Source organism: uncultured Desulfovibrio sp. (assembly GCF_944324525.1).
Classification (GTDB): domain Bacteria; phylum Desulfobacterota; class Desulfovibrionia; order Desulfovibrionales; family Desulfovibrionaceae; genus Desulfovibrio.
In genome coordinates this window covers 32,805-46,295 of record NZ_CALUWS010000025.1, presented here as the reverse complement: position 1 = coordinate 46,295, position 13,491 = coordinate 32,805, and the positions used below count along the sequence as shown (strand labels likewise).

General features: G+C 64.1%; 8 protein-coding genes. 7 read left to right on the top strand and 1 reads right to left on the bottom strand.

The features are described 5' to 3' along the window. Nucleotides 1-164 precede the first annotated feature (164 nt). The 4 genes from Q0K12_RS07855 to Q0K12_RS07840 all read left to right on the top strand — a co-directional run bounded on the left by Q0K12_RS07855 (nt 165) and on the right by Q0K12_RS07840 (nt 4,250). Nucleotides 165-1,124, top strand: coding sequence for a metal ABC transporter substrate-binding protein (locus Q0K12_RS07855; protein WP_297261727.1), 960 nt, complete (start codon nt 165-167; stop codon nt 1,122-1,124). Beyond that, nucleotides 1,108-1,947, top strand: coding sequence for a metal ABC transporter ATP-binding protein (locus tag Q0K12_RS07850; protein WP_297261726.1), 840 nt, complete (start codon nt 1,108-1,110; stop codon nt 1,945-1,947). The genes Q0K12_RS07855 and Q0K12_RS07850 overlap by 17 nt, the downstream gene beginning before the upstream one ends. A gap of 2 nt (nt 1,948-1,949) precedes the next feature. Then, nucleotides 1,950-2,837 (top strand): metal ABC transporter permease, encoded by an 888-nt coding sequence (locus Q0K12_RS07845; protein WP_297261723.1) that lies wholly within the window; start codon nt 1,950-1,952, stop codon nt 2,835-2,837. A 111-nt stretch (nt 2,838-2,948) separates the two neighbouring features. Continuing rightward, entirely contained in the window at nt 2,949-4,250 is a 1,302-nt protein-coding gene (locus Q0K12_RS07840) for a diguanylate cyclase (protein ID WP_297261721.1), read from the top strand. 305 nt (nt 4,251-4,555) lie between these two features. On the opposite strand, the gene Q0K12_RS07835 is transcribed toward Q0K12_RS07840, so the two are convergent. Then, nucleotides 4,556-7,456: an EAL domain-containing protein gene (locus tag Q0K12_RS07835; RefSeq protein WP_297261719.1), complete on the bottom strand. Its 2,901-nt coding sequence runs from the start codon at nt 7,454-7,456 to the stop codon at nt 4,556-4,558. Nucleotides 7,457-7,844: 388 nt separating this feature from the next. On the opposite strand from Q0K12_RS07835, the gene Q0K12_RS07830 reads away from it, so the two are divergent. From Q0K12_RS07830 to Q0K12_RS07820, 3 genes are all read left to right on the top strand, one after another. Beyond that, nucleotides 7,845-10,094: a methyl-accepting chemotaxis protein gene (locus Q0K12_RS07830; RefSeq protein WP_297261716.1), complete on the top strand. Its 2,250-nt coding sequence runs from the start codon at nt 7,845-7,847 to the stop codon at nt 10,092-10,094. A gap of 226 nt (nt 10,095-10,320) precedes the next feature. After that, nucleotides 10,321-11,415 carry an alcohol dehydrogenase gene (locus tag Q0K12_RS07825; RefSeq protein WP_297261714.1) on the top strand — a complete coding sequence of 365 codons (1,095 nt, stop codon included), beginning with the start codon at nt 10,321-10,323 and terminating at the stop codon, nt 11,413-11,415. A gap of 74 nt (nt 11,416-11,489) precedes the next feature. Continuing rightward, nucleotides 11,490-12,995 carry a sigma 54-interacting transcriptional regulator gene (locus tag Q0K12_RS07820; protein ID WP_297261712.1) on the top strand — a complete coding sequence of 502 codons (1,506 nt, stop codon included), beginning with the start codon at nt 11,490-11,492 and terminating at the stop codon, nt 12,993-12,995. The last annotated feature ends 496 nt before the right edge of the window (nt 12,996-13,491 follow it).

Sequence of the window (13,491 nt, the reverse complement as noted above, 5' to 3'; positions counted from 1 at the left end):
TCTGGTGCCAATCCTATTATCACTCCCCCTCGCCCCTGGCCCCCCCCCCACGCCCCCACCCCCCCCCACAGAGCCATGCCGCAAGGCTCCCACACCCCTCACTTGACAGGCCGGGGGGGCATACCTAAAGAAAAAGAACATCAACATCAACCTGCCTGCTGATCATGAAGTTCCTTTCTCTTTTTTTTGCGGTCTTCCTGACCATCTTTTCTTTTGCCTGCCCGCAGCGAGCGGCCGCGGCGCAAGCCGCCCCGACGCTGAACGTCCTGGCCAGCACCTACCCGATGTGGCTGCTGACCCGGGCGGTGACGGCCGGCGTGCCGGACGTCGAGGTGCGGCTGCTCGTGGCGTCGGGCACAGGCTGCCCGCATGATTATGCGCCGACGCCCGCCGATCTGCTGCAGATCGAGCAGGCCGATCTCATCATCATCAACGGTCTGGGCATGGAGGATGCCTTCCGGGATGCTCTTGCCCGCCGCGGCACGCATGTGCTGGACTGCGGGGCCAGCCTTGGCGAAACCCTTGCCGGCTATGCCGGGAAGCTCCCGGCTGTCGCGTCTTGCGGACAGGGACATCATGACCACGACCATGCCGCCTGCGAGGCCAATCCCCATGTGTTTGCCGGGCCGCGCCTTGCCGCGCGCATGGCCGGGAGCATCGCGGAAGAGCTTGCCCGGCGGGATACGGCCCATGCCGGCCAGTACCGGGAGAATGCCGCCCGCTTTGCCGCCGGCATGCGGGATCTTCTGCAGCGCCTGCGGCAGCTGACGCCGCGGGGAGCTCGCCCGCGTGTCCTCCTGCAGCACGACGCTCTGGCCTATCTGGCGGCGGACGCCGGTTTTGAAGTGCTGGGCATCGTGCAGGCCGCTTCTTCCGACGCCCCGACAGCAAGCCATCTCATGCAGCTTTTGGCGGACGCGCGAGAAAAACGCCCTGACCTTCTTCTGGGCGAAGAGCAGTTTACGGACCGGACCATGCGGATGCTGGCGCAGGAGGCGGACATCCCTCTGCTATGCCTGGATTCTCTGGCCTCGGGCCCTGAAGATGTGCCTGCCGACCAGTATCTGCGCGTCATGCAAAACAATGTCAGCCTGCTTGAGGAACGCCTTGCCCATTCCCTCTGATGTGGCCGTGCGCCTGCGCGGCCTGACGGTACGCCGCGACGGGCTGACCATCCTGCAGGACATCGACGCGGATATCCCCTGCGGCAGCAGCACGGTCATCATCGGCCCCAACGGCGCGGGCAAGAGCACCCTGCTGCTCTGCATCGCCGGCGAGCTCGCCTGCGAGGGGCGGGTCACCTTTCCCGCCTTTGGCCGGCCGCCGCGCATGGCCTATGTGCCGCAGCACGTGCAGCTTGACGCGGGCCTGCCGCTGACCGTCCTGGAATTCATGGCGCTGGGCGGCCAGCGCCGCCCGCTCTGGCTGGGCGTAGCCGCTTCCGTACGGGAGCAGGCGCTCCGCCATCTGGACATGGTGCAGGCGGCACACCTGCTGCAACGCCGCATGGGCGATCTGTCGGGCGGCGAGCAGCGGCGGGTGCTGCTGGCCTCCGCGCTGGCCCGACGGCCCCGCCTGCTTTTGCTGGATGAACCGGCCGCCGGGGTGGACGCCAGCGGCGAACGTCTGTTCTGGAAGGTGCTGACCGCGGCCCGGCAAGAACAGGGATTCACGCAGATCATGGTCAGCCACAATCTGTCGCTGACGGCCCATTATGCCGATCTGGTGCTGTGCCTGAACGGAAGCCTGATGCGGGCGGGCGCGCCGCATGCGGCACTGACCGCCCCGACCCTGCGGGCCCTTTTCGGGGTCCCCATCCATCTGTATCCCGAGCAGTGCGAAGAGCCGGACGAGACCTGCGCCCAGTGCGGAGCGCACTGTCACAGTGCCGACGCGCCCGCCTGCACATCCGCCGCGGCTGCGCCGTCAGCCTCTTCCCTGAGGTAGCCATGCTGGAACATCTTTCCGTCCTGCTCCCCGATATGCTGCCTGTGGCGCAGGCTCTCGGCCGGCTGCCGCTGGACTGCCTGCAGGCCGCCTTCATGCAGCAGGCCCTGCTGGCCATCCTGCTGCTGGCGCCCATGACGGCGGCCCTCGGGGTCAGCGTCATCACCTTTCGCATGGCCTTCTTTTCCGACGCCATCGGGCACTCGGCCTTTGCGGGGGTGGCGCTGGGCCTGCTGTTCTCCCTTGATCCGCTCTTCACCATGCCGGCCTTCGGCGTGCTGGTGGGCCTGTGCATCATGGCCGTGCGGCGCGGCAGCCTGCTCTCGGCGGACACCTCCATCGGCATCGTCTTCTCGGCGGTGGTGGCCTTCGGCCTGGCCGTGGTCAGCCGGACGCCGGGCATGGGCCGCAATATGACCCAGTTCCTCTATGGCGACATCCTGACCGTCAGCCCCGCCGAACTGGGATTCCTGGCCCTGCTCGCGCTGGGGCTCTTCCTGTTTGCCGCCGCGGGCTTCAACCGCCTGCTGCTGATCGCCCTCAACCCGGTCATGGCCAGAGCGCGGGGGGTACGGGTCGCTCTCTGGCAGTATGCCTTTGCGGCCCTGCTTTCCCTTGTGGTCATGATGGCCGTACGGGCCGTGGGCGTCCTGCTGGTGACGGCCCTGCTCATCGTGCCCGCGGCAACGGCCCGCCATCTTGCCCGCACGGCGGGCGGCATGTTCTGGTGGGCGCAGGCCGTCGCCCTGTTCAGCGGCGTTGCCGGCCTGCTGCTTTCCGCGCAGAGCTGGCTGGGCACCGCCAGCGGGGCCACCATCATCCTTGTGGCCTGCGCCTGTTTTTTGTGCAGCACCGTCTGGGCCCGGCGGCAGGGGCATCGCCGCGGCTGACGGCAGCCGACAAGACGGCCTGCGACGGGGAAAGACGGCCTGCCGCACGCATTGACCTTCCTCCCGCCCGGTCGTACCCTGAAGAGGAACGACCACGGGCCCGGAGGACACATGTCCATCAAGAAAAAATTTCTGCTAGCGGGCATCTTCCTGCTCCTGCTCGGCATCAGCCTGAGCTGCTGCCATGCCGCATTGCGGCATCTGGAACAGCGGGAACGCCAGCACTGCTACGGTATCGCGCAGTCCCAGCTCGGCTACCTGACGCGGCAGATGGAAAATATCTTCAATACCACGCGGCTGCTGGCCGAACGCTGCGTCCTGCCCGACGGGGGAGTGACCGACTTTGACGAAGGGGCGCGCGGCGTCATGGTGCTCAGGGAGATACGCGCTCTGCAGCTGGCGCCGGACGGGCGCATCGTCTACAGCTACCCGCCCCAGCCGGATGTGGCCTCGCTGGATCTCTTCAGCGATCCCGCCCAGAAAGAGGACGCCATCCAGAGCCGGGATTCCGGCCTGCCGGGCATTTACGGGCCCTATCCTCTCCGCCAGGGCGGTACGGCCCTGCTCTGCCGTTTGCCCGTCTACCGCGGCGAGCGCGGCAATACCTTCTGGGGTTTCGCCATTGCCGTCATCGAGATGGATTATTTCCTGGCCAATTTTTCGCCCGCCTTCAGCCATAAATCCTACCTTCGCTACGCCCTGTTCCGGCGCGACGGGGAAAACGGAGAGCCTGTACGGATAGCGGGCTGCCCGTATGAAGCGCTCGTCGATCCGCTGGAGATCAGCAGCATCCTGCCCAACGGGCAATGGTCTCTGGCCATCGAACCGCGCAACGGCTGGATCCCGACCTGGTATGCGCATTGTCTCTACAGCCTGGCCGTGCTGCTGAGCCTCCTGCTCAGCGCGCTGATCGTCTGGCTGTTCAGGCATATCCCGCAGCTGGCCACCCTCATGGATATGGATTGCCATGATCCCCTCACCCATTGCCTGAACAGGACCAGCCTGCAACAAGATGTGGGCGGCTGGATCGCCACCCGGGAAAAATTCTGCCTCATCAGCATGGGGCTGACCAATTTCAATGCCTTATGCGAAGAGTTCGGCTATGACGTCGGGGAACGCCTGCTGCGGACCGTCGCCCAGCTGATACGCTCGCAACTGCCGCGCTCCGCGCGCCTTTACCGGACCGGCGGCGCCATATTCACCCTGCTGGTGGAGCGGGAAGCCACAGGGCCCCTGCTCAAGGCCCTGAATCTGCAGCTGGCCGGGCCTCTGCCGGTCGGCCCCCGCCTGCTGCGCTGCCACCTTGCCCTCGGCATCGCCCAATTCCCGCTGGACGGACACGCGCTTGATACGCTCCTCGGCAAGGCTGAAGAACGACGGGAGCGCGATACGCGGGAACAGCGCATCGACTGACGCCCGCCTGTCCGATGCGACGCCGGGACCGTACGGACGCCGGCGGCGGAGTCGTGGCGGCTCCCTTTCCAGCACGCATTACGGCTCCTGGCCAACAGGGATGTCGGGAGCGGAGGAAGAGTCTGGGCCCCCAAAGACAAGCGGAGCGTGTACGGCTTGCTTATCTTATTCCCTGAAATTGTTTGTAAAAATTGAGTCGGCAGGCTCTGGAACGTTTGGCCGGCGAATACGGCAAAAGGCGACGCGGCGGCACGGCGCCGCCCGACGGCTTTGAGGTGGGCGCATGCCGCTTTTCCCTGCGTCCTCTACAAGCTGGCCCGCTGGGCCAGGAAGGCCTCGAAATCGGCAAAGGGCATGGGCCGGGCGATGTAGTAGCCCTGACCGTAGGTGCAGCCTATGCCGGACAGGAAGCGGAGCTGATCCAGCGTCTCGATCCCCTCGCAGAGCACCTTGAGCCCCAGCTTACTGCCAAGATGCACCAGAGACTCCAGCATGGCCGGGCTGGACTTGTTGGACAGGAACTCCTTGTCCAGCTTGAGCACGTCCACCGGGAAGATCTGCAGGGCCGTCAGCGACGAGTAGCCCTTGCCGAAGTCGTCCAACGCCACCTTGATGCCCCAGGACTTGAGCCGCTGCAGGTTGGACACCACGAGCTCCTCATTGAAGCCCGCCAGGGATTCCGTCACTTCCACTTCCACGAGGTCATGCGGGATGTTGTGCCGCTCCAGCACGCTCATGAACTGCTCGCAGTAGGTGTCCGTCAAAAAGAGCGCGCGGGACTGGTTCACGCCGATGGGCACCACGCGCCGGCCCTCGTCCAGGCGCTGCCGCAGCCAGCGGCACACCCGGTCGAGCACATAGATGTCCAGCTCGCGGATAAAGCCGTTCTTTTCAAAAAGAGGAATGAATTCATCAGGGTAGATCTTGCTGCCGTCAGGCGGCATCCAGCGCACGAGGGCTTCGCCGCCGCTCACGTTGCCGGAAGCGAGCTGGATCTGCGGCTGGACGTGCACCACGAATTCCCCGGCGCCGAGCGCGGCCTGCATGCGGTTTTCCAGCGCGGCCATGCGCAGGACGATGGCGTCCATCTCCGTATCGTAGAAGGCATAGGAGGATTTGTACGTATTGTCGCCGATGCTGGTCTGCGCGGTCTCGGCGGCGACCACGAAGGGTGCGACCCGGCCCTCAAAATTCTGGATGCGGGCAATGCCGCAGCCCAGCACCAGCGCATGACCGAGCTCCCCGCCAAGCGCCGCGCCGGCATGGAAGAAGGTCGTGAGGCGCGCCTCGACCATACTGTCTTCCGCACAGTGCCAGAGGCAGAGGAAACGCCCGCCGCCCACATGCGCCACCAGCTCATGGCCGGACGTCAGATTCTGCAGCTCCGCGTAGCAGCGCCGTATGGTCCAGTCCCCGCTGCCATAGCCGCAGGAGCGGTTGATCTGCACCAGCTTGCGGATATTGATGCTCACCACCACATAGCCGTCCGCGCCGTCAAGCAGCATCTCGTCGCTTTCCAGCAGGAAGCGGGCCCGGTTGATGCCGCCGGTGACGGAATCGGTGTAGGCGACTTTTTCCAGAGCGTGCAGGTGCTTCTGATTGGCCTTGCCCCTGCGCCAGAATACGAGCCCGCCCAGCAGGACGCCCCCCGTGATGATCCAGAGGATGTTGCGGTGCACCACGCCGATGAGCATCTCCTGCATGGTCTGCGGCACATGGTCCATCACCAGCGTCTCCACCTGTCCCCCGGAAAGCGCCAGGATATTCTTGTCAAAAATGGAGATGGCGTAGGGCGAGACATGCGGCCCGAAGCCATAGGCCATGGGATAGAAGGCCTGCGTGATGGTGAAGGTATGCCGGCGCGGCAGACCGGCTGGCGTGATCAGGCCGGGATAGGCGGTCAGATGGGCTTCCGCCTCTCCCCTGCTGACGGCCTCGCAGCATTCCTCCGGCGTGGCATAGAGGACGAAACGGTCGGAAGGATAGGTCTGCAGGTAGGACTCCTGCACGCTCAGGAATTCCCGGGTGGTGGCGATGCGCAGTCCGGTCCCCGGCCTGGCGCTGGGGGTGATGGCAAGGGAGATGGGCGCATTATAGTAAGACTGCCCCACGAAGATGCCGAAACGCCGGGCAAAGTCGGCTGCAGGAGGAACATTGCTGACGAGGTCGGCCTCCCCCCTGCGGAGCATGGCAAGGCTTTCCTCGTAGTTGTCCGCCGGCACGATCTCGAGCGTGATGCCCGCCCGCCTGGCCAGCTCCAGCGTAAGCCGCTTGAGGAAGGGGCCCCGGCGGGGATCCATGCGTTCCTGCTCCCGGCTGTAGGCCATGCGCAGCACGGGTTTTCCGGCCAGCCATTCTTCTTCCCCGCGGGAAAGCGTTATGGCGACATTGCTGCCCACGTTGAGGAAACTGTCGAAGAGGGAGGAGAAGAAACGGGGACTCGTGATCTGCATCTGCCGGATGGCCTCGTCGATGCGGGGCATGAACACGGCGTCCCCCTTGCGGGAAACAAAATAAAAGGGCTCGATGGCAAAGGTGCCGGCGACCTTGGTCTGTTCTCCGGAAAGGCAGCCGTCCACATAGCCGTCCACACTGCCGTCCTGCACGGCACGGAGCATGGCCAGGCTTTCGTCGAACTCCACGATGCTGAAATCGAAGCCGAACTGCCGTCCCATACGGCGAAAGATGTCCTGATCGTACGTGCCACTGTAGAAGCCCAGCCGCATGCCGTCAAAGTCCTTGAAGTCCATGTAGTGGACATTGCTCTGCCGGGGCACATGCAGGGTGGTGATCTCAAAGCCGGCCTGCAGTTTGGAGAAGGTCATCTGCTGCGCGCGTTCGGGCGTGTAGGAGATGCCGCAGGAAATGTCGATCTCCCCATTATTGAGCTTTTCCGCCAGCTCCTCGAACGGGATGGGGATCCACTCGAAGCGCCAGCCCGTATAGCGGGAGATGGCCTCCAGCAGGGCCGGCGCATAGCCGCACACCTTGCCGCCGTCCTCCTTGAAGACGGCATGCTGATCGAACCAGCCCACCCGTACCACACGCTGGGCGGCATAGTCCTTGCGCAGATTTTCCGGCAGGAAGAAATGCAGGGGGGCGACAGAGGTGTCCTTGCGCACGTTTTCCGCCCGGCTTGCCCCGCACAGGCACAGCAGGCACAAAAAACCCACAAGCACGCCACATCGCCGGAACAGCCGCAACATATCCCCATTCTCCTCATCTTCACGGACGGGATGACCATCCTGCTTTGCAACGAATCTACGAGCTCGTACGGCACAAGGCAAGAAAAATCGCGTTCGGCCGGCAAAAACGGTCAAGCTTTGCCGCATGCATTGCCTATCCGCCGCACACGCGGTATCATACGAACGACAAGGCCACAAAAAATCCCCCGCAGCCATAAAGGACGCGCGCCGGCGGGCGATAAAGCGTATAGTTATCAAAAGTGCCTTCAAGGCATTTGTGCGACAGCGCTCCGGCTGTCATTGTCGTGAACTGGAGGATTCCATGCGTTGGGTTGACATTTCCGTCGGCAAAAAGCTGTATGCCACATTCTGCACTTTCATTCTCTTCTTCCTCATAACGATGGGAGCCATGCTGTTCTATCTCGACATCGTCAACAAGGATGCCGAGATCCTCAGCCAGCCCTCCAAGGACGGCGCCCTTCTGGCGGCGGAAGTCGCTCACCTGCAGTGGGCGATGAATGTGCAGAACTTCGTGCTGCAGCAGGGCAAGATCCCCCTGAGCGTGCCCACTGACGGCCGTCAGTGCGACTTCGGGAAATGGTTCTACGGTCCGCAGCGTCAGGAGCTGGAACAGGAAGTTCCCGACATGCGCGCCATCTTCGCCAAGGTGGAGGACGTGCACACCAAGCTGCATGCCTCGGCCCACACCATCAAGGAACACATGGACGCCGGCCGGCATGACGAGGCGCGCGCCTCCCTGCAGGGCAACACCCTGCCCCTTCTCGGTGACGTGCAGAAGCTCCTCTCCCAGTCCCGCAATCTGCTGACCGACTCCAAGGACGGTCTGTTGCAGCACCTGGCCACCAGCGTCAGCAACGCCCTGAGCCTCGCCTTCATCGCCGCCGTCGTCTACATCATCTTCGCGCTCACCATCTCCGTGCTGCTGGTGCGCAACATCTGCAAGCCGCTCACCCGCATCACCACCGTAGCCGACAAGGCCGCCCGCGGCATCTTCGAGCCCTCCGCCATCGACCGCGGCGACGAGATCGGCCGCCTTGCCAACGCCTTCGACACCACGTCAGCCATCATCAAGGAAAAGCTGGGGGTCAGCGAAGGCCTCATGCGCAGCATGACCTCCCCCCTCGCCATCTGCGACACCAACGGCAAGATCACCTTCATCAACCAGCTCATGCTCGATCTCTGGGGACGCGACGGGCACCCCGAAGATTACCTTGGCCTCACCGTCAGCCAGTTCTTCTACAATGACGAATCCCGCAAGACCATCTGTGACGAAGTGCTGCATACCGGCAAGCCCGTGCTCGGCTACGCGCGTACCTTCACCAACATGCGCCAGCAGACCAAGCATATCGTCATGGACCTTTCGCCCCTGCTCAACCTTGACGGCACCCTCGTGGGCGTCTTCACCCTGCATAACGATCTGACGGAAATGTACGAGCAGCGCAACCGCATCGCCCAGCTCAACGACCGTATCTACATGTCCGCCAGCCACGCGCAGGAGATCTCCACCACCCAGACCGAGGCTTTCCAGCAGCTCTTCCAGCAGCTGGAAAATACCGGCCGGGTCGCTACGGAGCAGGAACAGGAAGCCGTCGCGGCTGCCGAGAGCATGCACGTCATGGCGGAATCCATGCGGGAGGCCGCGCTCAAGACCAGCTTCAGCATGGAAAAGTCCCAGACGGCCCAGAAGGAAGCTCAGGAAGGCTACGAAGTGGTGCGCCGCACCATCGCCTGCATCACCCGAGTGGACGAACAGACCACCAAGGTCGCCGACAGCATGGCCTCCCTCGATACGCAGGCCAAGGACATCGGCAACGTGCTCGAGCTCATCAAGGACGTCGCCGATCAGACCAACCTGCTGGCGCTCAATGCCGCCATTGAAGCGGCCCGGGCCGGCGAGGCCGGCAAGGGCTTTGCCGTGGTGGCCGACGAAGTCCGCAAGCTGGCCGAAAAGACCATGCACGCCACGGATGAGGTGGCCGGCTCCATCATGGGCATCCAGAACAGCGTCCGTGAAAGCTCCAAGGCCACCAAGGAATGCGTCACCCTCACCCGCCAGGCCACCGAGCTGGCCGACAATTCCGGCGAGCGCCTGAGCAACATCCAGAACGTCATCGGCGAGGCCGTCAACGACATCGCCGCCGTGGCGCAGGTCACCACGGATCAGGCCCACGCCAGCGAAGACGTGCTGCGCAAGATGGAGAACTTCTCCGAGCAGGCCAAGATATCCACGCAGAACATGCGCGAATCTTCCAGCCACGCCCAGGAACTGCGCAAGCTCTCCGATGATCTGCGGCACATGATCGACGCCATGCGCAGCGAACGCCGCGGCGACGAACGCTTTGAGATCACCGAAGTGCATACCGTGCGCGTCTCCAACATGGCGGGCGTGCCCTTCTTCGCCACCATCCTCGACGCCAGCATCTCCGGCTTCCGTCTGCGCTTCGACACGCCGCCGAGCCTGCGTGAACAGGATGAGGTCAAGATGGACAGCGCCGACGGGCCGTTTGCCCGCATCCTGCACGAAACGCCCGCCCGCATCATCTGGGTGGACGGCAACCTGGCCGGCGTCCACATGGCGCACAACATCAACGAAAGCGTCCTGCGCGTGGTGGTGGACGAAGCCAACCATCGCGGCTAGACCGCTCCGTCTCGTCACGTTCGGGGACGCCCTTCCGAGGGCGTCCCTTTTTTTTATTTCAGCCCTGTTTTTCTCTGCTGGCGCGGTTTTTCGCGCCCTTCGCCTTTTTACTGTGCCATTTCAGGCTTGCCAGTTGCCCTTTTCTGACTTATGAAGTCAGGAAAATTCCCCCTACAAGATGTTATTAGCCGAAAAAATTGACTAAAAAAGAGGAATACCGGCTATCATGCAGGCACTTGTCTTTCGAGATACCGGCCCCTGTCTGGAATCGCGTCCTCTGCCCAGGCTGCAGGCCCCGACGGATGCGCTGGTAAGGGTCCGCCTTTCCAGCATCTGCACGAGCGATCTGCACATACTCAACGGCTCCGTCCCGCGAGCCCGGCCCGGCGTCGTACTGGGGCATGAATTCGTGGGCGAGGTCGTGGAAACGGGCAGTGAAGTTCGCCGCGTCCGTCCTGGCCAACGGGTCGCCGTCAATGTGGAAACGTTTTGCGGGCAGTGTTTTTTCTGCCGCCAGGGTTTCGTCAACAACTGCGAACAGGGCGGCTGGGAACTGGGCTGCCGCATCGACGGCTGCCAGACGGAATATGTGCGCGTCCCCTTTGCCGACAATGGCCTTGACGTTCTGCCCGACAGCGTGGACGACCTGTCGGCGCTGCTGGTGGGCGACGTGCTGGCCAGCGGTTATTTCGGCGCGGAGCTGGCCGCCATCCGGCCCGGCGATACCGTCCTTGTGATCGGCTCAGGTCCGGTCGGCATCTGCGCCATGCTCTGCGCCCGCCTCTTCGGCCCGGCCCGCATCATCGCCGTGGACAGGCTCGCCGGCAGGCTTGCCCTGGCGCAGCGCATGGGAGCGGCGGACGAGGTCATATGCGCCGCGGACGAAACGGACACCGCCGCTCTCGCCGGTCAGGTGCACGATCTGACGCGGGGACGGGGAGCGGACGCCGTCATCGAATGCGCGGGCGACTCCGCCACCTTCCGTCTGGCCTGGCAGGCCGCGCGTCCCAATGCCAGCGTGGCGCTGGTGGCCCTGTATGAGGAGGCGCAGACCCTGCCTCTGCCCCAGATGTACGGCAAGAATCTCATTTTCAAGACCGGCGGCGTGGACGCCGTCCACAGTGCCCGGCTGATCCGGCTCATCGAGGAAGGCCGTCTGGATACGCGCCCGCTCATCACCCATACCTTTTTGCTGCGGGATATCCTTGAAGCCTACAGAGTCTTTGCCCGGCGTGAAGACGGGTGCGTCAAGTGCGCCATCCTCCCCGATTCCGCCGCAGCCGCCCTTTCATCCACTTCCAACCCTCGGTTTGACAGATGACTTCTCCTTCTCCTTCGGTTCCCTCTGTCGATGACGCGGCGAAACTGCTTTTGCTGCGTGACATCGCGGAGATCATGCGTTCTCCCGGCAAGGTGCGCGATGCGCTGGAAGCAGTGCTTGACCGTCTTCGACGGACGCTGCCCGTGGTTCGCGGCAGCGTCACCCTCATCTCTCCGGCGACGGGAGAGATCCGCATCGAAGCTTCCTGCGGCCTCAAGGAGGCGGAACGCCTGCGCGGCCGTTATGAACGCGGCGAGGGGGTGACCGGCCGTGTCATCCAGACAGGGCAGGCCATGTGCGTGGCGGACGTTTCCGGCGAGCCGCTCTTCCTGAACCGTACCGGCTCGCGCGATCTGCAGCACGAGGCCCTCTCCTTCCTTTGCGTCCCCATCCGCATCGCCGGGCAGTCCGTCGGCGCGCTTTCCGTGGACAGGCGTGTGGCGGATACCCCGACCCTGCTGGCGGAAATGGATCTGCTGCATATCATCGCCACCCTGCTCGGTCATGCGGCCTTTGAAGGCCAGCGCTTCATGGACGATACGGTCAGCAAGGCCTCCACTATGGCGGAGCTGTTCCATACCAGCTCGGCGGTCATGCGCCATGTGCTGGAGCAGATGGAGCACGTCGCCCATGCCGGGACGACGGTCTTCCTGCAGGGGGAGTCCGGCACCGGCAAGGAAGTGGCGGCCCGCGCCATCCATGCGGCCAGTCCGCGGGCTTCCGGGCCCTTCATATCGCTCAACTGTGCCGCTCTGCCCGAAAATCTCATCGAAAGCGAGATGTTCGGCCATGAGCGCGGCGCCTTTACCGGAGCCACCAGTCTGCGCAAGGGACGTTTTGAGCTGGCAGACGGCGGCACCCTGTTCCTTGACGAAGTGGGGGAGCTGAGCCTGCCCGTACAGGCCAAGCTGCTGCGCGTCCTTCAGGAACGGTGTTTTGAACGCCTCGGCGGAACGCATACCCACCATGTGGATGTCCGCATCATCGCCGCCACCAATCGCGATCTGGAAAGCATGGTGGAGTCGGGCGACTACCGGCGGGATCTCTTCTACCGCCTCAACGTCTTCCCCATCCGCCTGCCGGCCCTGCGGGAACGCAAGGACGACATCCTGCCCCTGGCCAGCCGCTTTGCCCAGCGCTTTGCCCGTGCCAACGGGCGCGAGGATGCGCGCCTTTCCCTGGCGGTCATGGACATGCTGCAGCGCTATGACTGGCCGGGCAATGTCCGCGAGCTGGAAAACGTCATGGAACGGGCCGTCCTGCTCATGGACCGGGAAGACATCATCCTCCCCCAGCATCTGCCCCTTTCCCTGCATGGCGAATACCGCGCCGCTCAGGAAGTGACGCCGGAACATTGCTGCGTCCTCCCGGCACATGCCGCGACCCTGCCGCAGCGCGTGGCGGAACTGGAACGTTCCTGCATCGTGGAGGCTCTCGCGGCCAGCGGAGGCCACATGGGCAAGGCGGCACAGGCGCTCGGCCTGACTGACCGCATCATGGGCCTGCGCATGCGCAAGTATAACCTCCATTACCAGAGCTTCCGCACCAAAGCCGGCCTGTCCGGCAAAAAAACCTCCTGACGACAGCCCCCTGCCACTACGGCGGGGGCTTTTTTTGCCTGCCGCCGCGAACGACGTGCGCTTCCTTTCTTAGCCGCCTCGCCGCTTCTCCATCCCTTCCCGGCTGTCCGCCCTCCCGTAACGCCTGCCGCGCCGCGCCATGACTTGGAGCGTGTTGCCTTTGCCAAAGGCGACACGCGAGGCGGCGGTACAGCCGGCCCTGCCAGCGTGAGCGGACAGCCGCATTTTTTCCGCAAAACGTCAGACCGTATGGTTTCAACGCCCGGCGGCCACACTGGAAATGCCTTGACGCCGGCCGCTCTCCGCAGCCCTGTGAGACAACGTGCCACATCGGCAGGCCCCAGGCTCCCCCCCATCCGTTCCCTTTTCGTTTCGAGCGAACAGACGATTCTGTTTCCTTCGCTGCCCGAGGACTCCGCGGCTGGTTTTTGCCTTATGGATGCAGGCTGCCCTGTCGCCCCTGCGAGGAACCGCCGCCTGGTGGCGGAAGCGCTGC